The 23,736-nt window shown below is 48.4% G+C and carries 25 protein-coding genes, 1 tRNA gene and 1 riboswitch; of the genes, 21 read left to right on the forward strand and 5 right to left on the reverse strand.

Features of this window, described 5'->3' with window-relative positions:
• Positions 1 to 43 precede the first annotated feature (43 nt).
• From LJ046_RS09975 to LJ046_RS03330, 5 genes are all read left to right on the forward strand, one after another.
• Positions 44 to 217 (forward strand): ComC/BlpC family leader-containing pheromone/bacteriocin, encoded by a 174-nt coding sequence (locus LJ046_RS09975; RefSeq protein WP_133281440.1) that lies wholly within the window; start codon positions 44 to 46, stop codon positions 215 to 217.
• On the forward strand, positions 204 to 1,535 hold the full coding sequence (locus LJ046_RS03315; RefSeq protein ID WP_002878748.1) for a GHKL domain-containing protein: 1,332 nt from the start codon (positions 204 to 206) through the stop codon (positions 1,533 to 1,535). The genes LJ046_RS09975 and LJ046_RS03315 overlap by 14 nt, the downstream gene beginning before the upstream one ends.
• Complete coding sequence (locus tag LJ046_RS03320) at positions 1,528 to 2,322, forward strand: LytR/AlgR family response regulator transcription factor (RefSeq protein ID WP_002878747.1); 795 nt, start codon at positions 1,528 to 1,530, stop codon at positions 2,320 to 2,322. The genes LJ046_RS03315 and LJ046_RS03320 overlap by 8 nt, the downstream gene beginning before the upstream one ends.
• Positions 2,323 to 2,474: 152 nt before the next feature.
• Positions 2,475 to 2,762 (forward strand): bacteriocin immunity protein, encoded by a 288-nt coding sequence (locus LJ046_RS03325; RefSeq protein ID WP_002878746.1) that lies wholly within the window; start codon positions 2,475 to 2,477, stop codon positions 2,760 to 2,762.
• Between the two features lie 187 nt (positions 2,763 to 2,949).
• Complete coding sequence (locus LJ046_RS03330) at positions 2,950 to 3,201, forward strand: hypothetical protein (protein WP_002878745.1); 252 nt, start codon at positions 2,950 to 2,952, stop codon at positions 3,199 to 3,201.
• Between the two features lie 307 nt (positions 3,202 to 3,508).
• On the opposite strand, the gene LJ046_RS10345 is transcribed toward LJ046_RS03330, so the two are convergent.
• From LJ046_RS10345 to LJ046_RS03345, 3 genes are all read right to left on the reverse strand, one after another.
• Complete coding sequence (locus tag LJ046_RS10345; RefSeq protein ID WP_231128070.1) at positions 3,509 to 3,841, reverse strand: alpha/beta hydrolase family protein; 333 nt, start codon at positions 3,839 to 3,841, stop codon at positions 3,509 to 3,511.
• Between the two features lie 115 nt (positions 3,842 to 3,956).
• Entirely contained in the window at positions 3,957 to 4,757 is an 801-nt protein-coding gene (locus LJ046_RS03340) for an ABC transporter permease (protein ID WP_002878742.1), read from the reverse strand.
• Positions 4,754 to 5,464, reverse strand: a complete 711-nt coding sequence (locus LJ046_RS03345) for a metal ABC transporter ATP-binding protein (protein ID WP_002878739.1) — start codon at positions 5,462 to 5,464, stop codon at positions 4,754 to 4,756. Before LJ046_RS03345 ends, LJ046_RS03340 begins: the two co-directional genes overlap by 4 nt.
• Positions 5,465 to 5,881: 417 nt before the next feature.
• On the opposite strand from LJ046_RS03345, the gene LJ046_RS03350 reads away from it, so the two are divergent.
• Positions 5,882 to 6,550, forward strand: a complete 669-nt coding sequence (locus LJ046_RS03350) for a CPBP family intramembrane glutamic endopeptidase (RefSeq protein ID WP_002878737.1) — start codon at positions 5,882 to 5,884, stop codon at positions 6,548 to 6,550.
• Positions 6,551 to 6,621: 71 nt separating this feature from the next.
• Here LJ046_RS03350 and LJ046_RS03355 read toward each other — a convergent pair.
• Positions 6,622 to 6,692, reverse strand: a tRNA-Gly gene (locus tag LJ046_RS03355).
• 181 nt (positions 6,693 to 6,873) lie between these two features.
• Here LJ046_RS03355 and trpS point away from each other — a divergent pair.
• The 13 genes from trpS (at position 6,874) to LJ046_RS03420 (ending at position 21,174) form a co-directional block, all read left to right on the forward strand.
• Positions 6,874 to 7,899 (forward strand): tryptophan--tRNA ligase, encoded by a 1,026-nt coding sequence (gene trpS / locus LJ046_RS03360; protein ID WP_002878734.1) that lies wholly within the window; start codon positions 6,874 to 6,876, stop codon positions 7,897 to 7,899.
• Between the two features lies 1 nt (position 7,900).
• Positions 7,901 to 8,383, forward strand: a complete 483-nt coding sequence (locus tag LJ046_RS03365; protein WP_025896120.1) for a deoxycytidylate deaminase — start codon at positions 7,901 to 7,903, stop codon at positions 8,381 to 8,383.
• Complete coding sequence (locus tag LJ046_RS03370; protein WP_002878722.1) at positions 8,364 to 8,978, forward strand: hypothetical protein; 615 nt, start codon at positions 8,364 to 8,366, stop codon at positions 8,976 to 8,978. The genes LJ046_RS03365 and LJ046_RS03370 overlap by 20 nt, the downstream gene beginning before the upstream one ends.
• A gap of 105 nt (positions 8,979 to 9,083) precedes the next feature.
• Positions 9,084 to 9,247, forward strand: a riboswitch (M-box (ykoK) riboswitch).
• 88 nt (positions 9,248 to 9,335) lie between these two features.
• The gene (gene mgtA, locus LJ046_RS03375) at positions 9,336 to 12,026 is read left to right on the forward strand and encodes a magnesium-translocating P-type ATPase (protein ID WP_002878721.1); all 2,691 of its coding nucleotides are present in this window, start codon (positions 9,336 to 9,338) and stop codon (positions 12,024 to 12,026) included.
• A gap of 135 nt (positions 12,027 to 12,161) precedes the next feature.
• Positions 12,162 to 14,144: a methionine--tRNA ligase gene (metG, locus tag LJ046_RS03380; protein ID WP_002878719.1), complete on the forward strand. Its 1,983-nt coding sequence runs from the start codon at positions 12,162 to 12,164 to the stop codon at positions 14,142 to 14,144.
• Positions 14,144 to 14,923, forward strand: a complete 780-nt coding sequence (locus LJ046_RS03385) for a TatD family hydrolase (RefSeq protein WP_002878718.1) — start codon at positions 14,144 to 14,146, stop codon at positions 14,921 to 14,923. The genes metG and LJ046_RS03385 overlap by 1 nt, the downstream gene beginning before the upstream one ends.
• On the forward strand, positions 14,907 to 15,479 hold the full coding sequence (gene rnmV, locus LJ046_RS03390) for a ribonuclease M5 (RefSeq protein ID WP_002878717.1): 573 nt from the start codon (positions 14,907 to 14,909) through the stop codon (positions 15,477 to 15,479). The genes LJ046_RS03385 and rnmV overlap by 17 nt, the downstream gene beginning before the upstream one ends.
• A complete protein-coding gene (gene rsmA / locus LJ046_RS03395; protein WP_002878715.1) occupies positions 15,454 to 16,344 on the forward strand; it encodes a 16S rRNA (adenine(1518)-N(6)/adenine(1519)-N(6))-dimethyltransferase RsmA in 891 nt (296 codons plus the stop codon). The genes rnmV and rsmA overlap by 26 nt, the downstream gene beginning before the upstream one ends.
• Before the next feature lie 59 nt (positions 16,345 to 16,403).
• Complete coding sequence (locus LJ046_RS03400) at positions 16,404 to 16,655, forward strand: Veg family protein (RefSeq protein WP_002878713.1); 252 nt, start codon at positions 16,404 to 16,406, stop codon at positions 16,653 to 16,655.
• 106 nt (positions 16,656 to 16,761) lie between these two features.
• Positions 16,762 to 17,592, forward strand: coding sequence for a pur operon repressor (gene purR, locus LJ046_RS03405; RefSeq protein WP_002878711.1), 831 nt, complete (start codon positions 16,762 to 16,764; stop codon positions 17,590 to 17,592).
• Between the two features lie 61 nt (positions 17,593 to 17,653).
• Positions 17,654 to 19,039, forward strand: a complete 1,386-nt coding sequence (gene glmU, locus LJ046_RS03410; RefSeq protein ID WP_002878710.1) for a bifunctional UDP-N-acetylglucosamine diphosphorylase/glucosamine-1-phosphate N-acetyltransferase GlmU — start codon at positions 17,654 to 17,656, stop codon at positions 19,037 to 19,039.
• Positions 19,040 to 19,208: 169 nt separating this feature from the next.
• Positions 19,209 to 19,964, forward strand: a complete 756-nt coding sequence (locus LJ046_RS03415) for a hypothetical protein (protein ID WP_002878707.1) — start codon at positions 19,209 to 19,211, stop codon at positions 19,962 to 19,964.
• A gap of 229 nt (positions 19,965 to 20,193) precedes the next feature.
• Entirely contained in the window at positions 20,194 to 21,174 is a 981-nt protein-coding gene (locus LJ046_RS03420; protein WP_002878703.1) for a ribose-phosphate diphosphokinase, read from the forward strand.
• 71 nt (positions 21,175 to 21,245) lie between these two features.
• Here the strand turns inward: LJ046_RS03420 and LJ046_RS03425 are convergent, their stop codons facing one another.
• On the reverse strand, positions 21,246 to 22,559 hold the full coding sequence (locus tag LJ046_RS03425) for an HD domain-containing protein (protein ID WP_002878701.1): 1,314 nt from the start codon (positions 22,557 to 22,559) through the stop codon (positions 21,246 to 21,248).
• A gap of 138 nt (positions 22,560 to 22,697) precedes the next feature.
• Between LJ046_RS03425 and LJ046_RS03430 the strand changes: the two genes are divergently transcribed.
• Both LJ046_RS03430 and rpoE read left to right on the forward strand, forming a co-directional pair.
• Complete coding sequence (locus tag LJ046_RS03430; protein WP_002878700.1) at positions 22,698 to 23,096, forward strand: YwiB family protein; 399 nt, start codon at positions 22,698 to 22,700, stop codon at positions 23,094 to 23,096.
• 45 nt (positions 23,097 to 23,141) lie between these two features.
• Positions 23,142 to 23,711, forward strand: a complete 570-nt coding sequence (rpoE, locus tag LJ046_RS03435; protein WP_002878697.1) for a DNA-directed RNA polymerase subunit delta — start codon at positions 23,142 to 23,144, stop codon at positions 23,709 to 23,711.
• The last annotated feature ends 25 nt before the right edge of the window (positions 23,712 to 23,736 follow it).

A 23,736-nucleotide genomic window follows, 5' to 3' on the forward strand; every position in this document is an offset into this window, starting at 1 on the left:
TTAGGATAAAAATAGTTGATTTTTCATAAAAGGAAAGAAAATTATGGATAATAACTTGCATAAAGTTGAAACACTGACAGATGAAGAATTGGAACAGATTGTTGGGGGAAGTATTGCAGGATTTGGTATTTATATTGGCGGTGCTACTCAAGTGAAAAATAGTGAAGCTTCCTTGATTTTCCGTTTATTGCATTACAAGCGCCATGGAAGAAATTAAGCTATATGTTGAATTGATCGCTGGTGTTTTGTCAGCTGCTATTTCGGTTGCGTTTGATATATATGTTGGTTACCATTTAGCGGAAATTAAGCTGACTGGTTATCGCGATCGAATATTTTCTTTCGGACTATGTATACTAGCAATCTTAATGGCCATGCAAGGGAGATGGGAAACAAACGCAGCTAGTGTAGTGGAATTGATACTATTCACTTGGTACTATCGAAAATATGGCTTAGTCAAGGTTTCAGGCGCCTTTATGGTGGGGTTGCTAATAGATTTTTTGTATGATTTGATTATTGTCTTCTTACAAAGAATTCCAAATATCAGCGAATTAATGCTTAGTCTCTGCACATTGGGGCTGTCTATTGTTTACTATCCTCTATGTATTTTGTTGATTAAGCATTTTCGACAATGGCTACTGCAAAGATTGGAAGACCAATACCGAAAAATATTTTGGAGTTTATTAGCGTATTCATTCTGCTCATTGATGGTAGTTAATTTGATCAATATTTTTCTTGATGAGGCCAAACCTTCTGTTATTGTTTATTCTTACCTGTCAATTGGGCAAGCAGCTTTTAGCTGGATCGTTTATTATGCTTTGCGAAGGGCAGAGGATGCACGTTTTAAAGCCCAATTACAGCAGCAAAAGCAAAAAGAGCTGGAGGAATATGCAAACTACCTTGAACAAAGTGAAGATAATCTCCGGGCATTTAGGCATGATTACCGGAATCTGCTGAATTCGCTGAAAGTCAGTGCAGCTGAAGGGAATGTTCAAGAGCTGTTAGATAAATTGGAACGCTATTCTGCTGAAAACCTCGATTCCCAGGCTCTTCTTAAGTATAAAGACACAAACCACATTCAAGTTAAAACTCTTAAGAGCCTCATTATCACGAAGCTGAATGCCATATATCAAGCAGGCATTCCTTATGATTTTGAATGTCGGCAGACAATTGCGTCAATCCCAGGCAATGTTGATGAACTTGACTTAGTTAGAGTAATTGGGATTGCCTTTGACAATGCATTAGAGGAGAGTCAATCTCTTTCAGAAAGAAATGGTCATCCAGAGATACAGGCGATGCTTTACCAAGAAACAAAAGATAGTCTAGAGTTTGAAATCCGAAACAAGATCGTTCAGGGGAAAAGACAGCATACAAATCTAGCGACTAAAGGCTTTACAACGAAAACAGGACATCAAGGGCTAGGGTTGGCAAATTTACAAGATATCGAACAAAAGTATTCAGAATTAGATATCTCATACAATGTTTCGGATGGCTGGTTTGACCTTTACTTAACGATTGATCAAGAAGAGGATGAGTAAGTTGGAATATAAGGTTATTGTGTGTGATGACGATGCGTCTTTGGCTGAAAGCCTTGCTCAAAGGATAGTTTATGCCAGCGAGAATTTGTCAGATGACAACGAAAATTACCGGCAGAGCAAGGTGGACTTAGCATTGGTTGCCAACAGTTTTGAAGAGGTAGCTGGCTATTTGGTAGCTAACGAAACGACTAATGCACTTTATTTTTTAGACATTGAATTGAACAAGGGGATTAAGACAGGCATTGACTTGGCTGAGTTTATTCGAAGTCGTGATCCCAACGCGCAGATAATCTTTGTGACAGCGTATGATAAATACGCCCCATTGACCTATCGTCGGCGAATTGGCGCAATTGATTACATCAACAAGGAACTGCCCTCTGCCGCCTTTATGCAACGGCTAAAGGAAACTCTACAAGCAGCCTTTGATAATCTGTACCTTTTAAGTCACGTAAACCATCAGTATTTTAGTTACAAGTGCGGCCGGCATTTACAAAGAGTCAGCGCTTCTGAAATTTACTATATCGAAAACAGTACGATGCAGCACAAAGTTCATTTAGTGGCGGCAAATGGTGACAGCGAATTTAAGAACAACATTTCTAAGCTAGATGAAGAAAATGATTTTTTGCTAAAGGTTTCGCAGTCATGCGTAATCAATCCGGATAATGTTGTTAGTGTAGATTTGGCTAAAAGATACGTAACTTTTCCAAACGGAGATATAGTTTACTTCTCGAGAGATAAGAAGAAGCAGATCGCAGCACTTGGAGAAGAACAGGATCAGTCTCGATAACAACAGAATTGGTCCCTTTTATAAAAAAATGAAGTAAAAAATATAGAATGATGGCAAGAGCTGATAAGGAAAAGTTCTTCCACCAATTACAAACAGTGCTAGAATGTAAGCGAAAAATATTGTTTAATTTTTTATTTATGGCAGGTTGTACGATGTTTTTTAACAAGAAAGAAAACGAAGCAGAAGAAGCGTTCAAGAAGCAATTGGAAACTGTCGCAAATGATCCGGCAGTCAAGGCAAATGCGGCTTTGAGCAAGCTGCTTGAAGCAGCTGTTAAGAAGACTGAAAAGTCAGAATCAATCCGCTCAATTGCGTCTAACCTGGATACTCAATTGCGGTCCAACTTCGCTGAAAACGAACTGCCAAAGGCCGTTATCAGCTTGCAACTGGACTTGGCCCGCTACTCTGCAGTTGGTGCTAATGGCGTAGTTCTGAAGTAATCTACTGAAAACTTAATCATATTAAAATAAGTGCTGCTGAAGCTTGGTATTCCTTCTTCAACAGCACTTATTAATTTATTCTGAACAAAAAGTAAAAAAACTGCTACGCTTTGCTCATGATTGGTGCTACAATTATCGCAACTAAAGCAGAATAGGTATGATATTTGATCTCTAAGGAGGAGTCGCTATGTACCAAGCTTCACGCCTTCCGTTTTGGGAACGAGTTTTTCTTGTTGTCGGCAACAGTGTGATTTTCTGGCTGTGGCACCACCTCTTAATCGTGGCTCTGGGCCTTTTAACCTTGCTTGGCTTGGTGATCTATCTGGTTGTCAGTGGCATCCGGCAAAAAAACGTCGCTAAAGCTGTCTGGCCAGTCGTCATTTTCTTTTCCTGCCTGGGTCTGGTCTACTTTGCCATGAGCTGCGCGATTATGGACTAAAATAGAAAAAGCAAAGTGCTACTTAAGCTAGATATTCCAGCTTTGGCGGCACTTTTTTCTGCTATCTATAGTTTATTTAGGCATAAACAATACCCCCAAAATTGAAATATGGGGGTATATCTATTTAGTTTACAATCCTTGTTTGATTAACGAGACAACATATTCAAGCCTCGTCCCGCTTTCTCTGTGAGTAAATCCAGGTAGTATATTAACTTTGAATTTCTTCATGAATGGTAGCGCTAAAAATTGCTGATAGGGAACTCTTGAATCTCTAGAGCCGATTATAAAAATAGTTCGAGTATTTACCTTATTGATTGTCCCGACATAGAGTGTAAAAATCAAGCGCATTTTCTGAAAGATAGTCCTTAAGCCAAGATCGCTCAGATGAAAACAACTCTTGATAAGCAATACTGGTGAACGCGCTTATTGCTATAATTTTTCTGAATATATATTCGGCTGCAAACAGACTGGCTAGGTATCCGCCGTAGCTTTCTCCTAGTAAAACCATTTCTGTATTTGGATTTTGTCTTTTATACTCCCAAAAATATTCTTTTAAAAATCGGTAGTCACTAATTCCACCGTCATCATAAACAATAGGGTAGTTCACCAAAATAAAATTCCGTTGCTCATTGTAGAGCATAGTTGCGAAAGGGTCTTCTTGCCAATTTCTAAGGGTAAATAAGGGACCTCCATGCAAGTAAAAATAGACTTTCTTACAGTCGCGACAGAAAATATATTCAACTATTTTACGCATACTATCTTTCAGCCAGACTTAATGGCATTTTACGTAAAATTATCTGGGCAAAAATAATCATTATAATTGTGAGTATTAGAGCAATTAACAAATCGTTAATGTTAAATATACCAAAGGCTACAGTTCTAAGTGCTTTTAATTGGTAGGATAGAGGATTGATATAGGCTAACACTTTAATGATCAGTGGAGAATTATTGCTGAAGACATAAAGCGTTGGCGCAGCATATGCAACTGGTGAGAAAATCAAGGTCATGATAATGTCTCGTTGCTGGTAAGAAGAAATCCGTGTGCTAAGAACGATTCCCAACGTGGACCAGAATTCAAGTGAGATGATTAATACAAGCAGAGATAGTAGCAATAACCCTAAATTGTACACACCACCTGTAGCAAGTCCAAGAACAATCAATACCGCGCTTTGAAATAAGAGACCGGCAATTGGGAAGAAGCTCATTCCAGTTAGGTAGTGCCATGGCTGAACACCATTCGTAAATTTAATAGCCAGTAAACCATATTCTTTATCAACTGTCGCCCGGTACATCGCTTGCGACATCTGGGTGGTCATGAAGAAACTCAAAACACCGGTCAATGCGTACTGCTTGTAGGGCAAAATTAGTGATTCGTAGTGAACGGAAGCTAAATTTTGATTCAAAGCCATTACCAACAAGCCGTAAGTAATAAGCGGCTGCATGAACATTGATAAGAGCAAGCCTTTATTATGCACGAAAGCCCGCCACTCATTGTTGGCAACAATTCTGATTGACCGTAATCCCAAAGATATATTTCTAAAATGTTGCGGATTCATTTTTCTATCGCCTTCCGTTCGTTAAGGTATTTTTCTCGCAAGCTCGTACCACTGTCCAAAAAATCAGTAAGCGGACCAAAGTATTTTTGTTCATGATCGTCTAAGAAAAGAACGTGACTCGCGTAGCTTTCCAGCAGAGTTAAGTCATGTGAAGAAGTTAATACAATACTTCCAGCATCAACTTTTTGCTTTAAGTAGGTAAATAGTTTTTCCGAAGTTTCCACATCGAGCCCGGTTGTGGGCTCATCTAGTATGTAGACTTGTGGCTCACGGGCAATTTCTCTGGCGATTTGTACTCGTTGCTGCTGGCCACCAGAAATATGATCAACCGGCTTAGCACTTAAATCACTAATACCCAAGAGTTTTAAGGCCTGCTTGGTTGTTTTTTGGGCTTCCTTAGGCTTAAAGCCAGCGAGAAGCGGTCCTTGATACACATTGTCAGAGACACTGGTATACCAATCAATCAGCTGGCTTTGGGGACTGAAGCCAACATCGTTGAAAGGATTAACCCGATCAGTTTTCAGTTTCCATGAAATCTGACCCGACACTGGTGGAATGACGCCAATCAAGCTGTTAATCAAGGTAGATTTCCCGGCACCATTAGCGCCGATTAAAGCGATAAACATTCCTTTATCCAGGGAGAAAGATAAATCGTGAACAACAACTTTATCTTTATAACCAATATTTAGACTATCAGCAATAATCATTTTCTATTTCCTCTAAAGTTAGACTGCTCTTTTTCGAAAGTTATACTTATTGTAATTCCAATAAACGATAAAATAATCTCATGAGAAATTAATGTAAAACACATTTTAGAAAGAAAACATACATATGTCAATAGAATTAAAAAAATAAAGAGCTTCAAAGTGGTTCTATTATTGTTGGTAATTTTTTAGCAGATCCAGAGACATTTGTAATAAATTCAGATGCAATCACAAGCAAAGTGCTGCTTGAGCCAGATATTCCGGTTTTGGCGGCACTTTTTTCATCCCTTCAGGTAAAAAGCATGAAACATTGTAAGGCAAAAGTAACCAAAAATATTCATACAAAGGCCAAAAAGGGCCCGATTTCTTTGGTATAATAAGATAATTACAAATGTTTCACGGAGGAGTGAGTGGAATAAGATGAATACGCCACGATCACGCGAAGGTAACCTTGTCCGTTACCTCGTCTATTTTGTAGTTTTTGTTTTCACGGCCCTGGCCGACAACCTGGCGATCAAGAGCCCGTCCATCAGCATCTGGAACGTGATCCTGTTCCTGGTTCTGGCGGCCATGTGCCTGCTTTTTTACATTTACCGCTACAACCGTGAACAGCGCTTCTTCGATTCACGCTTCAATGTCCCCTGGCTGAGCAGCTTCAACTTCACCTTGCTCTTAAGCTTCGTGGTTGCCGCCGGCCGGATTGGGATCTCCTACCTGCAGCTCTACAAAGGCATGCCTGCCTCGGGCCTGCAGCTGGCCTATGCCTCTCATTCCACCAGCTCCTTATACTGGTTCATGATGCTGGCCAATGGGGTAGTCCTGCCGATCCTGGAAGAGTATCTCTGCACCGGCTTCTTGTTCAACTACTGGTTCAGAACTGAGAAAAAGGGCGTGGCCTACGTCGGCATAATCTGCTCGGGTCTCTTTTACGCCATCTTGACCTTCCAGTTCACTCCGGCAATCTTTGCCTTCAACTTTGCCTTTGGCATGCTTTTCGCCTGGAGCTACCTCAGCACCCAGACCATCTGGCTGCCTCTTTACCTGGCAGCCTTAAACGGGGTCTTGACGGTTGTGACCATCGCCGTTTAACTGAAGAGAGCAAAAAATAAGCGAGGCCGTTTGGCCTCGCTTATTTTTTTGTTAATTTATGGTATAAAAAAAGCGGATAGAGTGAATCGAACCCTCATCTCTAGCTTGGGAAGCTAGCGTTCTACCATTGAACTATACCCGCAAGATGTTTTAAGTATAGCATGGAAAAAAACTTTCGCCAAGTCCTTTTGGCAACTTTTTTTCAAAAAGATTCTTCCGGCCCGGCGGGAGTGGTTTAATCTATTTGTTATTTTTGCTAAAATGATAATAATAACGCCCGATAGAAACAATTTAACAAAGAATTTAGCAAAGGAAAGCGAAGAATGACGAAAGAAATTATTTTGACTGGCGACCGGCCAACCGGCAAGCTGCACATCGGCCACTACATCGGCTCCTTGAAGAACCGGGTCATGCTCCAAAACACCGGCAAGTATGACTCTTACATTATGATTGCTGACACCCAGGCATTGACTGACAATGCCCGCAACCCGGAAAAAATCCGCAACTCCCTGATCGAAGTTGCCCTGGACTACCTGGCTGTTGGCTTGGATCCGGAAAAGTCAACCATCTTTGTCCAGTCCCAAATCCCGGCCCTGTTTGAACTGACCACTGACTACATGGACCTGGTAACCCTGTCCCGGCTGGAAAGAAACCCTACTGTTAAGACGGAAATCAAGCAAAAGGGCTTCGGTGACTCCCTGCCAGTCGGCTTCTTGACCTACCCGGTTGCCCAAGCCGCTGACATCACTGCCTTCAAGGCGACCTTAGTCCCAGTCGGCGATGACCAGGAACCAATGCTGGAACAAACCCGGGAAATCGTCCGCAGCTTTAACCGGACCTACAATGTCGACGTCCTGGTTGAACCAAAGGGCTACTTCCCGCCTAAGGGCCAGGGCCGCCTGCCAGGCCTGGACGGCAACGCCAAGATGTCCAAGTCCCTGGGCAACGCCATCTACCTGTCTGATGACGCGGAAACAGTCAAGAAGAAGGTTATGTCCATGTACACCGACCCTAACCACATCCACGTGGAGGACCCCGGTCAGGTTGAAGGCAACACCGTCTTCACTTACCTGGACGTCTTTGACCCGGACAAGGACACTGTTGCCCAACTTAAGGAAGACTACCAAAAGGGCGGGTTAGGTGACGTCAAGATCAAGCGCTACTTAAACAAGGTCCTGGAAGCTGAACTGGCCCCAATCAGAGAACGCCGGCAAAAGTACGCTGAAAACCTGGATGCCGTTTACGACATGCTCTACCAAGGGTCACAAAAGGCCAACCAGGTGGCTGACCAAACCTTGCAGGAAGTCCGTGATGCGATCGGCTTCAACTACTTTAAGAACCGAGGCTAATATGACGCGCAAACGAATTCCCTGGAAACAGTACTTTATGATGCAGGCCCTGGTGATCGCCCAGCGGTCAACCTGTGACCGGGCCCTGGTCGGCAGCGTCTTGGTCAAGGACAAGCGGATCCTCAGCACTGGCTACAACGGGTCAGTTTCCGGCCAGGACCACTGCGATGACGTGGGCCACCAGCTAGTCGATGGCCACTGCGTGCGGACGATTCACTCTGAAATGAACAGTCTGATTTCCTGCGCGAAAAACGGGGTCTCAACCGACAACACGGAAATCTACGTGACTCACTTCCCATGCTACAACTGCACCAAGCACCTGCTGCAGGCCGGGGTGATCAAGATCAACTATTATTATGATTATCACGACAGTCCTTTGGCCATTCAACTGCTGCGTGATAGTGGAGTACCTTATGAACAAATTAAGCTTGACCGCCAATTCGTCGAAGAACTGGCACACAAACTTGAAGACGGTAGCGACTAGGCTGGCCTGGCTCCTGGCCTTAGTCTGCCTTTTTCCCCTGGTGACCGGGGCCAGCAGCTTTTTCGTCCAGGACAATGCCGGCATCATCAATTCCGATACCTGGAAAATGGTTGACCAAAAGAATGCCAAGTACCAGAAGTCTGACCAGCACCCGATCGTGATCGTCGAGACCCTGCAAAATGCCAAAAAGACCCAGCCGGCCGGCTTGAGCAAGGCAAGCAGAACCCTCTATATTGTGATCAACGTGCAAAAGGACGGGACTAAGAAGGCCTATCTTTACAGCAGCAGCGACCTGCACAGCCAGTTTACCGCCCAGGTCCGGGCCAACATCCTCAGCCACACGGCTTCCAAAATCACGGCTGATGACCCGATCGCCTTCAATGAAGGGGTGCAGGAGCTGTTCAAGATTTCCGTGACCTTGATCGACCAAAGCCTTGGCTTTAAAAAGGACTCCCTTGACCTGTCCAGCGAGGAAGTGAACCGGGTGATCAAGCCAGCTGACCTCAGAATTCCGATCATGCTGGCCCTGTTGGTCTTGATCGCGGCCGTGATCATCTTCCTGCGCTTTACGATAAGACGGCAGGCTAGAAAATAAAGGTTTTTCACAGAAAAACCAAATAAAAACGCTAAGTTTACATATAAGTGGTTTACAAGCCTGCTTTAAGCGTGTATAGTCTTCTATGTAAAGTTAAAAAGAGAGCAAATGAACTGTTAGGTGAGACTCCTACGTGAACACACGCTATCGCCCAGAAACATCCAGAGATGCCAACGGGTTAAATAGAAATTGTCGAAATAAGGCACTTTCCAGGTAGCTAGCATGTGCTTACGTCACGTAGTGTTAAAGCTGAGCGATTAGTTAATGGCGTGGCCCTATTTTGGAAGGTCCCCCTTACGGTTTGTAAGGGGGATTTTTTGGTTCGTTTGCGAAGTTGTCATAGAGGGGAGAACTATTATGCTCAACAAGACAATGAACAAAGCTGCCAGCGATGACGCAAAGCGGGTTGCAAGAATTGCCCTGGAAAAGCGGAGCGTGACTTTGGCCCAATTGCATACCAGCAGCAACGGCCTCAGCACTGAAGAAGCAGCCAAGATCCGGGAAAAGACCGGAACCAACGAGATCGCGAGCAGCAACCAAGCCAGCAAGCTCCACTTTCTGGTCGAAGCTTTCCTGACTCCGTTTACCCTGGTCCTGCTTATTTTGGCGACGATGTCCTTGTTCACCAACTACATCTTCGCCCCGCAAGGGGAAAAGGACCTCAGCACCGTTATCATCATGGTGGTCATGGTCCTGGTTTCCGGGATTACGTCCTTCATCCAGAACGTCCGCACTTCCAACGCCGTCCGGTCCCTTTTGAAGATGGTTTCTGTCACGACCAACGTGCGCCGGGACGGCAAGGACCAGGAAATCCCGACCAAGGACGTGGTGGTCGGCGACATCATCAACGTTTCAGCCGGGGACATGGTTCCAGCTGACATGAAGCTTTTGTCCAGCACTGACCTGTTCTGCTCAGCCAGTTCCTTGAACGGGGAATCAACGCCGACGGAAAAGAATGCCAACTTTGTCCCAACCCCGGACAAGATGGAAAACTACCTGGACTACCCAAACATCCTTTTTAAAGGCACGACTATTGTCTCCGGCTCCGGCCGCGGGGTGGTCTTCGCCACTGGCGAGCACACCGTGTTCGGCAAGATTGCAGCCCAGATCGCCGACACCGAAATGAAGGAGACGACTTTTGACACCGGGATCAAGAACGTCTCCAAGCTGCTCTTGACCATGACGGCCATCATCGCGCCTCTGGTTCTCGTGGTCAACGGCTTGACTAAGGGCAACTGGACTGATGCTTTGATCTTCGCCATCGCTACGGCGGTGGGCCTGACGCCGGAAATGTTGCCAGTCATCGTGACCACCAACCTGGTCCGGGGAAGCCTGGAAATGAGCAAGCACCAGACCATCGTCAAGAAGATGAACTCCATCCAAAACTTCGGTTCAGCCGACATCCTCTGCACTGACAAGACCGGGACCTTGACCCAGGGCCAGGTCATCCTGGAAAAGCACTATAACCTGGAAATGCGGGAAACCGACCGGGTTTTGAAGATGGCCTACCTGAACTCTTACTACCAAACCGGGATGAAGGACCTGATCGACCAGGCAGTCATTGACGTGGCTGATGACGACCTGGACACCAGCGAAATCCAGCGGGACTACCACAAGATCGACGAAATTCCTTTTGACTTCCAGCGCCGGCGGATGAGCGTGGTGGTTGCCAACTCTGACCAAAAGCACGGCGAGCACCTCCTGGTTACCAAGGGGGCGGCTGAAGAAATGCTGGCCGTCTCCAGCCAGGTGGAAATCGGCGGCCAGATCCTGCCTTTGACTGAAGAAAGAAAAAAGCAGATTTTTAAAGATATCGACGACTTGAATAGTGACGGGATGCGGGTTATCGTCTTGGCCTACAAGGTTGACCCGTCTCCAGTCGGCAAATTCACGGTTGATGATGAAAGCGACTTGATCGTGATCGGCTTCTTGACCTTCCTGGATCCGCCAAAGGAAAGCGCCAAAAATGCCCTGGCTAGCCTCAACCGGGACGGCATTACCGTTAAGATTTTAACGGGGGACAATGAAGCCGTTACCCGGGCCGTGGCCTTGAAGGTCGGCCTTAACATCGATACGGTTTACGGGCAAAAGGACCTGGTCGGCAAGAGCGATGAGGAACTGGCCAAGATCGTTGAAGAATGCGACATCTTCGTTAAGCTGTCACCGGAATGGAAGACCAAGATCATCGATGCCCTGCAGAAAAACGGCCACACGGTCGGCTACATGGGTGATGGGATCAACGATGCCCCGGCCATGAAGCAGGCGGACGTCTCTATCTCAGTTGACTCAGCTGTCGACGTGGCCAAGGAATCAGCGGACATCATCCTTTTGCAGAAGGACTTGAGCGTCTTGGAGCACGCGGTCCGGATCGGCCGCAAGACCTTGACCAACACCATGAAGTACATCAAGATCACCTTGTCTTCCAACTTCGGGAACATCTTGTCCATCATGGTCGCCTCAGTCTTCCTGCCGTTCTTGCCAATGCTGCCGCTGCAGCTCTTGATTTTGGACCTGCTCTACGGAACCAGCTGCCTGGCTTTGCCCTTTGACAGCGTGTCTGAAGACTACCTGCACGTGCCGCGGGAATGGGCAACCAAGAACATGCCGAAGTTCATGTTCTACTTTGGGCCGACGTCATCAATTTTTGACGTCATCACCTTTGCCGTCCTCTTCTTTGTAATCTGCCCGGCCCTTACTGGCGGCAGCTACGCTTCCTTAGGACCGGCAGGGCAGCTGGCCTTCATGGCCATCTTCCACACCGGCTGGTTCGTGGAATCCCTCTGGACCCAGGAAATGGTCATCCATGCCTTGCGCGACGAACGTCTGCCACTTATCCAGCAGCGGGCATCAAGCCCAGTCATGCTTGCTACTTTCGGGGCTGCTATCTTCGGGACCCTTCTGCCATTTTCAAAATTGGCAGGAGCCATGAAGTTCGTCCACTTGAACGAAGAATTCCTGTGGATCGTGGCTGGCCTCCTGGTCTGCTACCTGCTTTTGACGACAGTCGTCAAGCACTTCTACATGAAGAAGGAAAAATTCTTGATTTAACTGAAAAAGAACGGTCTTTAGTAAAAAGACCGTTCTTTTTTGCCCGAAAGCCCGTTAAATCGCCGATAGGCTTTATAAGCTAAGGCTTTTTGTTGTATGATAAGGAGTATAGAATTTTTGAGGAGATCAAGCACTATGGCAGATAACAAGAAAACTTTTTACATTACCACGCCAATCTACTATCCGTCTGGCCGTTTGACCATTGGCAATGCCTACACTACGGTAGCAGCGGACACCATGACCCGCTACAAGAAGGCCCGCGGCTATGACACCTTCTTCTTGACCGGGACCGACGAACACGGCTTGAAGATCGAACAAAAGGCCGAAAAGCTGGGCATGAAGCCAAAGGCTTACCTGGACGGCATGGTCAAGGACATCAAGGAACTGTGGAAGAAGCTGGACATCAACTACGACAAGTTCATCCGGACCACTGATGAAGAACACGTCAAGGCTGTCCAGAAGATTTTTGAAAAGCTGAAGGCATCAGGCGACATCTACCTGGGTGAATACACCGGCTGGTACTCAGTTGAAGACGAAGAATACTTCACTGAATCCCAGCTTAAGGAAGTCTTCAAAGACGACCAGGGCAACGTTGTCGGCGGGATCGCCCCATCTGGCCACGAAGTTCAATTGGTCAAGGAACCATCCTACTTCTTCAAGATGAGCAAGTACGCTGACCGGCTTCTCCAGTACTACAAGGACCACCCGGAATTCATCCAGCCAAACTCCCGGGAAAAGGAAATGGTGAACAACTTCATCAAGCCGGGCCTGGAAGACTTGTCAGTTACCCGGACCACGGTTGACTGGGGGATTCCGGTGCCAAGCGACCCGAAGCACGTCGTTTACGTTTGGATCGACGCCTTGGCCAACTATATCACTGCCTTGGGCTACGGGTCAGAAAATGACTCCCTCTTCAAGAAGTACTGGCCAGCTGACGTCCACCTGGTCGGCAAGGAAATCGTCCGTTTCCACACCATTTACTGGCCAATCATGCTGATGGCTTTGGATTTGCCGCTGCCTAAGCAGGTCTTCGGCCACGGCTGGGTCTTGATCTACAAGGACAAGATGTCCAAGTCCAAGGGTAACGCCGTTTACCCGGAATCCTTGATTTCCCGCTACGGCCTGGACCCGGTCCGCTACTACCTGATGCGGGCCATCCCATTTGGAGCTGACGGTTCCTTTACCCCGGAAGACTTCGTTGAACGGACCAATTTTGACCTGGCCAACGACCTGGGCAACCTCTTGAACCGGACTGTTTCCATGATCAACCAGTACCAAAAGGGCCTGGTTGCCCCGGTTGACCAGGAACAGGACAAGTACGGCCAAGACCTGGCTGCCGTTGCCGCCAAGGCAATCAGCGACTACTACGGCAACATGGACAAGATGCACTTCTCCAACGCTTTGGAAAATGTCTGGCAGCTGATTTCCCGGGCCAACAAGTACATCGATGAAACTACCCCATGGGTTTTGAACAAGGAAGGCAAGACTGAAGAACTTTCCAGAGTCATGAGCAACCTGGCTGAAAGCCTGCGCCTGGTAGCCATCATGATCGCTCCGGTTATGACCGAAACTCCAGGTAAGATGTTTGCCCAACTGGGCCTGGACTGGGAAGATGAAAGCCAGAAGGACTTGAACTTCGGCGGCTTTGCCTGGGATGTAAACGTCGTTGCCAAGCCAACTCCAATCTTCCCACGCTTGAAGAATGACGAAGAAGTGGCCTACATCAAGGAAGAAATGAAGAAGGCCAAGCCAAAGAAGCAGTCAAGAAGAGAACAAAAGCAGGAAGAAAAGCTGATCACGATCGACGACTTTGCCAAGGTCAAGATCCAGGTCGGCAAGATCCTGTCCGTTGAACCAGTCAAGGGATCAAGCAAGCTCTTGATGTTCAAGCTGGACTTCGGCAAGACCGGCGAGCGGCAGATCTTGAGCGGGATCCGCAAGTTCTACCCAGATGAAAGCATCCTTTTGGGAAAGAAGGTTCTGGCTGTAACCAACTTGAAGCCGCGCAAGATGTTGGGCCACGAAAGCCAGGGTATGCTTTTGTCCAGCGAAGCTGACGGCGATGTCAAGCTGGCCCTGGTCGGCGACGAACACCCGGTAGGGGCTGAACTGGGCTAATGAAGATCTACGACAACCATACCCACTTAAACGACAAGCCTTTTGCCGGCAAAGAAGCCGATTATATCCAAAAAGCCAGGGACTTGGACGTGGTTGGGATGAACTGCGTGGGCCAGGACCCGGAAATGAATCTGGGCGCCCTGGAATTAGCTAAGCGCTTTGCCAATGTCAAGGCCATCATCGGCTACTGCCCGGACGTGGCTAAAGACTATGACCAGGCAGCTGAAGACCTGCTGGTTGAGCAAGTTAAAGGCGGCCAGGTAGTCGCTATCGGGGAAATCGGCCTGGACTACTACTGGGATGAGTCTCCCCGGGATGTGCAAAGGAAAGTTTTTGCCCGGCAGATTGAAGTTGCCCGCGATTTGCAATTGCCGGTAAATATCCATACCAGGGACGCCTTCGCGGACTGCTGGCAGATCTTGAAAGAAGCAGACCTGGAATACGGGGCGGTTTTGCACAGCTACAACGGGGGCCCGGAATGGACGGAAAAGTTCCTGGACTTGAACGTGAACTTTTCTTTCTCCGGGGTCGTTTCCTTCAAGAAGGCCGCGGAAGTGCATGAGTCAGCCAAGCTGGTTCCTTTGGACCGGCTTTTGGTTGAAACTGACGCGCCGTTTTTGACTCCGGTGCCTTACCGGGGCCGGCAAAACGAGCCTGGCTATGTCCGCTACGTTGCCCAGGCGGTCGCGGACTTGAAGGGGCTGGATCTGGCCGAAGTTGCGGAAGCAACTTATGCTAATACAATGAGGATTTACGGATTAAATGCAGAAGAATTTTAACGCCGTCGTTGTCGTGGAAGGCAAGGACGATACGATGCGCTTAAAGCAGTTTTTTCCAGGAATTGAGACGGTCGAGACGAATGGCTCGGCCGTTTCTGATGCGGTCCTGGCTAAGCTGAAGAAACTGGCCCAAAGCCGCGAGATTATTGTTTTTACCGATCCTGACGTCAATGGCGAGCGGATCCGCCGGATAGTGACCGAAGCCGTGCCAACGGCCAAGCAGGCCTTTATTACCCGCAAAGAAGGCGAACCGCAAAAAAAGGGGAGCCTGGGGGTAGAGCACGCTTCAAAGGAAGCTTTAGAGCGGGCCTTGAGCGACTTGCGCGAGGTCCAAGCCCAAAAGGCTGACTTTGACTACGGGGACTATGTCGACTTGGGCCTGGCCATGGGTCGCCAGTCCCGGCAATTACGGGAGGCAGTCGGGATCAAGCTGGGGATCGGCTATGCCAATTCCAAGCGTTTTTACCAGCGCCTGCAGACTTTTGGCATCAGTTTGGCTGAACTTAAGCAGGCAGTAGAGGAGGCGGAAAATGACCAACAGAATTCCAATCGCTAGTCCGGTAAGGACGGCGGCTATCGTCAATCGTTACTTTGTGCACGCCAAGAAGAACCTGGGCCAGAACTTCCTGGTTGACCTGGATGCCGTCCAGGGGATCGTTCGGGCAGCCGGGATTGAGCCCGGCGACCAGGTAGTGGAAGTCGGCCCGGGGATCGGCTCTTTGACTGAACAGCTGCTTTTAGCCGGAGGCAAGGTGGCGGCTTATGAAGTCGACCAGAGCCTGCCGGAAATCCTGGCCAACGAACTGCCGGAAAAGGTGGACGGCCAAGACCTGGACCAGCGCTTCAAGCTGATCATGAAGGATGTTTTGAAGGCGGACTTTGCAACTGATCTGGCGGGCTTTTTTGATTTAAGCAAGCCCGTCAAGGTTGTGGCCAACTTGCCTTACTACATCACCACGCCGATTATTTTCAACCTGCTGGAATCCAGCCTGGACTTTACCAGCCTGACCTTGATGATGCAAAAGGAAGTGGCTGAGCGTCTGGCTGCCCAGCCGGGCTCTAAGGCCTATGGCCCCCTGTCCATTGCCGTGCAGACTCAAATGAGCGTGGACCTGGCCTTGGAAGTTGGGCACGCTTCCTTCATGCCCAAGCCAAAGGTTGACTCAGCCGTAGTGGTTTTAACGCCTTTGGAAAAGCCAGCTGACGTTGGCGACCGCAAGCAGTTCAACCGGGTGGTTAAGCTCTGCTTTGCCCAGCGGCGCAAGACCCTGGCCAACAACTTGAAGACTTTGCTTCCAGACAAGGAAGACCGGGAAAAGCTGCTGGCCGACCTGGACCTGGACCCGCGCCAGCGGCCGGAACAACTGGCCATCAGCGATTTCATCAGAATCAGCCAGGCTATAGCGGAAATGAATAAATAATTCAGTCTTGATTTGAATAGGAAATTATGTTACAATATTCTGATGAAGGAGTGTCATAATTGCCAATCAATATTCAAGACATTAAGCAGAAGTTAGATACCCACCTAGGCGAAGAGCTGACAATCGTTGCCCAAGCGGGCCGCAAGAAGGTAACCAGACGCCGCGGAATTTTGACGAACACGTTTCCTGCCGTGTTTGTAGTGGCTCTGGACCAGGACAGTAATAATTTTGAACACGCATCATACAGCTACACTGATGTTTTGACCAAGAACATCCTGCTGGAATTTGATGATGAAAGCGATGCAGAGTAAAAATACGAATTTTTGCACTAACATTTCTTGAAAATGTTAGTGATTTTTTTTGCCCTTTAGAGTATATTAGTATAAGTACAAAAACAGACATTAGGAAGGAAAGAGAATGAAACGTTCTGAAAGATTAGTAGATATGACCAAGTTTTTGATGGAGCGCCCGCATACTTTGATTGCTCTGCCCTTTTTTGCCAAGCGCTACGGGGCAGCGAAGTCATCAATCTCTGAAGACTTGGCCATTTTGAAGCACACTCTGGCCAGCAACGAGGATGGGATCCTGGAGACCGTTGCCGGGGCAGCCGGCGGGGTCCGCTATATCCCGTTCTTAGGCCAGAAGCCGGCTGAGAAGTACCTCAAGGACCTGGCAGGCCGCATCCAGGACTCCAGACGGATTCTGCCGGGCGGCTTTGTCTACCTGTCAGATATTTTGGGCAGGCCATATGACCTGGAGATGATCGGCAAGCTGATCGCCACCCGCTATGCTTACGCCAATATCGAAGCCGTCATGACGGTGGAAACCAAGGGGATTTCTTTGGCTAATGCCGTGGCCAGCTACTTGAACGTCCCAGCGGTAACCGCCCGCAAGCGGTCCAAGGTGACGGAAGGGGCTACTGTGTCCGTTAACTACATGTCCTCTGCAACTTTCCGGGTAGCCAAGATGGAGTTGCCGACCCGGGCCCTGGACAAGGATACGAACGTTCTGATTGTGGACGACTTCATGAAGGGCGGCGGCACTCTGGACGGGATGCGGCAACTGGTCAAGGAATTTGATTGCCAGGTGGCCGGCGTCTGTGTTCTTTGCGAAACTGAATATGAAGAGGAACGCAAGATCAAGGACTACGTTTCCTTGGTCAACATTGACCAGATCGACAGCGAAAAGGAAATCATCCTGGCTCAGCCGGGCAACTTTTTGACTAGAACTAACTTCGACCGTTTCTAAATGTTACAATATAAGCTGGCCATGAAGGCTAGCTTATTTTGATTTAGAAGGTTATAAACAGATGGGAAAATATGTCGTAGTTTTGGCTGCCGGCAAGGGCACCAGAATGAAATCCAAGCTTTACAAGGTCTTGCACCAGGTTTGTGGCAAGGCCATGGTTGAACATGTCGTTGATGCCGCCAGAGCGGTCAAGCCGAGCAAGATCGTGACCATTGTCGGCCACGGGGCAGAAGACGTGGAGAAAGTCTTGGCGGGCAAGTCTGAATTTGCCATGCAGGAAGAGCAGCTGGGCACCGGCCACGCGGTTATGCAGGCGGAAGGCCAGCTGGCTGCTTTGGAAGGGGCAACGCTGGTCGTAACCGGGGATACCCCGCTTTTTACCAGTGAAACTTTCGAAAAGCTCTTCGCCTACCATGAAGAAGAAGGCAACGCGGCCACGGTTTTGACGGCTGAAGCTCCGGATCCTTTTGGCTACGGGCGGATCATCAGAGATGACCAGGGCAATGTTTTGCGGATCGTGGAACAAAAGGACGGCAAGCCGGAAGAACTGAAGGTCAAGGAAATCAACACCGGGGTCTTCTGCTTTGACAACCAGGACTTGTGGGCTGCTTTGAAGCAAGTCGGCAACGACAACTCTCAAGGCGAGTACTACTTGACTGACGTTTTGGAAATTTTACGCAAGGCCGGCAAGAAGGTCGGGGCTTACAAGATGCCGGACTTCAGCGAAAGCCTGGGGGTAAACGACCGGATCGCCCTGGCTGAAGCCACCCGGATCATGCAAAGAAGAATCAATGAAGGGCACATGCGGGACGGGGTTACCTTTATCGACCCCGCCACGGCTTACATTGACGCTGACGTGGAAATCGGTAATGACACGGTGATTGAAGGCGGCGTGACAATTAAAGGCCACACCGTGATCGGGTCAGACTGCTTGATCACTTCCGGGTCAAGAATCGTTGACAGCCAGATCGGCAACGGCGTGACGGTAACTTCTTCCACGATTGAAGAATCAATCATGGAAGACAACACGGACATCGGGCCAAACTCCCACTTGCGGCCAAAGGCTTTGATTAAGCGGGGAGCCCACCTGGGCAACTTCGTGGAAGTCAAGAAGGCGGAAATTGGCGAAAACACCAAGGTCGGGCACCTGACTTACGTTGGGGATGCTACTTTGGGCAAGGACATCAATGTCGGCTGCGGGGTCATCTTCTCCAACTTTGACGGGGTCAAGAAGTTCCACACGACGGTTGGTGATAAGTCCTTCATCGGGGCCGGGTCAACCCTGGTTTCTCCGATTAATGTGGCCGACCATGCCTTTATCGCGGCTGACTCAACCATTACCAAGGACGTTGGCAAGTATGAAATGGCCATCGCCCGGGGCCGGCAGGTCAACAAGGAAGACTACTGGCACAAGCTGCCTTTGTCTGAAGACGAAGAATGGAAATAATCTCGAAAAGGAGCTCCGGCTCCTTTTTTTAATAAGTAAAATGAATCCGCTTACAGTGGCTTTTAAGGAAAAATTGCCTTTCTTTTGAGAACTTTAATAAGCAATTTTTAAACAGAGGGTGTATAATCTAGGCAATGTACAAAAAGAAGCAAGAAAGGTTTGCATATCGATGAAGTTTACTAAGAAAATTGCTTTTGCATCAGCATCATTGGCTTTGACCATGGCTACTCCAGCCGCCCTGCTTACTCAAAACGCGGCTTTTGCCAAAACCACCACGGTTAAGCAAGCAACCAAGGTTAAGGTAACTAAGAAGACCACTCCTTTTTACCACAAGGACGGTTCTAAGTTCACCAAGAAGAAGCCTTACGTTTACGGCAGCTGGAAGAGCACTGTAGCTTACAAGAACACCAGCTACAACGTAGTTAAGACTGTAACCATCAAGGGTGCTAAGTACTACTACATCGGCAACGACGCTTACCTGAAGGCCAGCGACGTCAAGGTAACTGCAACTAAGACGGTTAAGTCCAGCTCAACTTCAAGCACAAAGAAGGCAAGCACTAGTTCAAGCAAGACTACTTCCAAGAAGACTAGTTCAACTTCAAGCTCAAGCAAGTCCAGCTCCAAGAAGACTAGTTCAACTTCCAGCTCAACTTCAAGCAGCTCTTCTTCCAAGAAGACCAGCTCAAAGAAGACTGTAACTCAAATTCAAGTAACTAAGAAGACCACTCCTTTCTACCACAAGGACGGTTCAAAGTTCACTAAGAAGAGCCCATACGTTTACCAAGGCTGGAAGAGTACTGTAGCTTACAAGGGGACCAAGTACAAGGTTTCCAAGACTATCACCATCAAGGGAAGCAAGTACTACTACATCGGCAACAGCGCCTACCTGAAGGCCAGCGCCGTTAAGGTAATCGCATCTAAGTAATCCAGAAGAAGCTTTGACAATTGTCAGAGCTTTTTTCTTTGCCCGAAAACAGACGATTTTTTCTATCCGCTTGAAAAACAAAAGGCTTTCTTGCTCTTCTTTCAGGTCAAAATAGGAGTAAGAGGAATTTTTTGCTTAAAAACTGAACACAAATCCCTTTTTTCCAACAAAAGAATGCCGGATTTTGTTAGAATAGAACTGTTAAATGCTGTTTTTTTCGGAGGGAATTATGTCTTACAAGGACAACATCAAGCTTTTTGCGCTTAACTCAAACAAACCGTTGGCAGAAAAGATCGCTAAGCGGATGGGGTTAAAGCTTTCAACCTCAAGCGTCGTTCGCTTCAGCGACGGTGAAATTCAAGTCGACATCGACGATTCTGTCCGTGGCAAGGACGTCTTCTTGATCCAATCCACAAGCGCGCCGGTCAACGACAACCTTATGGAACTTTTGATCATGATCGACGCTGTCCGCCGGGCCAGTGCCGCTTCCGTAAACATCGTCCTGCCTTACTACGGCTACGCTCGTCAAGACCGGAAGACCCGGGCCAGAGAACCAATCACTGCTAAACTGGTCGCAGACATGATTCAAGCTGCCGGGGCTGACCGCGTCCTCTCACTGGACCTGCACGCTCCGCAAATCCAAGGTTTCTTCGACATCCCTGTCGACAACTTGATGGGTGCTCCTTTATTGGCTGACTACTTCCTGAGCAACCACCTGGAAGAAGACGCTGTTGTCGTTTCTCCAGACCACGGTGGCGTTACCCGGGCAAGAAAATTAGCTGAATTCCTGGGCACTTCAATCGCCATCGTCGACAAGCGCCGGCCAAAGGCCAACGTTTCCGAAGTCATGAACATCATCGGTGACGTCAAGGGCAAGCGGGCCATCTTGATTGACGACATGATCGACACTGCCGGCACTATCACCCTGGCTGCCCAGGCCTTGAAGAACGCCGGTGCTACCGAAGTTTACGCCTGCGCGACCCACGCCGTTTTGTCCGGCCCAGCCGTAGACCGCTTGAACAATTCCGTAATCAAGAACCTGGTCTTGACCGACTCAATCCAACAGCCAGCCGAAAAGAACCTCGATAAGATGATTCTCGTTTCCGTTGGGCCTTTGATGGGTGACGCTATCAAGCTGATCATGGAACACAAGCCAATGAGTCCGCTCTTTGACACTCGTTACGACGCTAACAAGTACAAGGACAAGTAAGGACCTGTATGCAAAAACAACCGCTGCAAATTCTGCAACGGTTGTTTCCTTTTGGAAATTATTCTTTTGCCTTATTTTTTCGTAAGCAATTCCCCGTTTTTCAGGTACTGCTGAAAATCTGCCTGCTTGAGCATGGCAACCGGGAAGAAGAAGCGCTCATCGCCTTGCAGGGTTCCATTTAAGGCCTTGACCAGGGGGCTGAGCTGGGACAACTCAATCAAGCTGCCGTCTTCCTGCATGATCTCGATCTGGCTGTTGGCGTTCTTGCCACTTGGCTTATAAGCGTCATATGGCTCGTCAAAGGCTGACCCTACTCCGGTATAGTAGTCCGGGTCAAAGCCGGCCTTCTTGATCAAGTCCTTTAATTGCGGTAAAAGCTGCTTGCTTTCTTCGTTGATCTTCGCGCTGGCTAAAGGCCGCCGGAAGAGGTAGCGCTTGGTTAGGTCTGCTAAAACCGGGTCGCTGGACTCAGTCCACATGCTGAAGTTGGTCTCTATGACCCCGTCATCCATCTTCAAGTAGTCTTGCAAGTCCCAGGTCCCGGCCAAAAATCTGGCTAAACTTGGCGTAACCGGCAGTTCTTTTTCCTGGTAGAGGTACTGGGCCCGCTTCAAAAGGTGGTGAAGGATGACCTCCATGGACCGGTTGACCCGGTGGTAGTAGATCTGCTGGTACATCTGGTAGCGGGAGACGATATAGTCTTCAACGGCGTGCATCCCGTTAGCCGTAAAGCAAACCCCTTTTTCATAAGGGCGGATGACCCGCAAGATCCGGGACAGGTCGAATTCCCCATAAGAAGCCCCCGTGAAGTAGGCATCCCGCAAAAGGTAGTCCATCCGGTCGGCGTCCGCCTGGCTGGAGATGAGCTTGACCACCTGGGGATTAGGGTAGGTCTTGGCGATCACGCTGGCCACCGCCTTTGGGAAGTCCGGGTCGACCTTGCTCAAAGCCTGGTTGACCTCAGTGGAAGGATCCAGAATGATCTGCTGGCCGATCTGCTCATGGTTGGTGCCGAAAAGGTGCTCAAAGGTGTGCGAGTATGGGCCGTGGCCGATGTCATGCAAAAGGCCGGCCATCTGCACCAGCAGGTTTTCGCTGGGGTCCCAGAGTCCGTCGCCGGTACTTTGACTAGGGTATTTGTCAGTAAAAAGGTTGCTGATCCGTCGGGCCAGTTCGTAGACGCCCAGGTTGTGCTCAAAGCGGGTGTGGGTAGCGCCGGGGAAGACGAAGGCCGTCGGGCCCAGCTGCTTGATCCGCCGCATCCGCTGGAATTCTTGCGAGCGGACGACTTCCAGGGCCACTTGGGTGTCCAGGTGGATATAGCCGTGGACCGGGTCACGGACGACGACTTCGCGGGCCAGTTTAGGACTGTCAAATTTTGTCAAAAGTAAATCCTCCATTCTTATTGTTTTATATTTTTGCCAAAACATAGTAAGATGTGCTTGATTAGCTATAGAAATTATAGCAAAAGTTGCCAGAGGCCGCTGCTTGCGGCTGTTAAAGGAGAAGAATTTTTTATAAAGATGAGCAAGATTAAGATCGATTTGACGAGCAAGATTACCCAGGGCGAGCAAACGGAAACCATCCGCCAGCAGGCAGAAGGCGAATTGCGGGAAGACGGCGCGGTGAAAAGAATTTTTTACGAGGCGGAAAAGGTGCCGGTCAAGATGCTCGTAAAAGAGCAGGAGCTCTTAATCCGGCGAGGGACTGACCACAGCAACTTCTCCCAAATGCATTTTATTTTAGGCGAGAAGGGGCAGTGCAAGTATGTGGTTGAGGGCCGGCAGCTGGATCTTTTGTCGGAAACCAAGCGCCTGGAATTGAAAGAAAATGCCGCTGGTCAGCAACTTGAAGTTGAATATGACCTCTTTAGTGGTGTAGACTTAATTGGTAGTTATGCCGTCTCGTTGATTTTTGCTTAAATGACGTGTAAAATAGACAAGATTGAATAGAGAGGACGTTCAACTGTGGGATTAGCTGATTTTAAAGACGTGGATCGCAACGAATTGTCAATGATTGAAGTTGCACACGCAATTCTGGAAGACCGTGGCGAAAGAATGGCTTTTGCCGATATCGTTAACGAAATGCAAAAGTACCTGAACAAGAGCGACGAAGAAATTCGCCAGCGCTTGCCGCAATTTTACACGGACATGAACATCGATGGCCGCTTCATTTCCATGGGTGAAAATGTCTGGGCCCTGCGGACCTGGTTCAAGTTTGAAGCTGTCGATGAAGAAGTTGACCACCCAGAAGACGACGGCGACGAAGCATCAACTCGCAGGCACCACAGGAAGGTCAACGCCTTCCTGGCCACGACTGAAGGCGATGACGTGATCGACTACGAAAACGATGACCCAGAAGACGAAGACTTGTCCGACGACAGTGACGCTGACGAAGATGACGCTGACGACAATTACGATGACGATTACGACGACAATGAAGACGACGAAGATGACGACTCATTGCCAGACGGGATCGAAGGTCAGCTGTCACAAATGGATGACGACGACCTTGATGACGGTGAAGACGAAGAATAGGATTTTGTCCTTGACTTGCGGCTGA

The sequence above is a fragment of the Lactobacillus delbrueckii subsp. jakobsenii ZN7a-9 = DSM 26046 genome, assembly GCF_001888925.1.
In the GTDB taxonomy this organism is placed as follows: domain Bacteria; phylum Bacillota; class Bacilli; order Lactobacillales; family Lactobacillaceae; genus Lactobacillus; species Lactobacillus delbrueckii.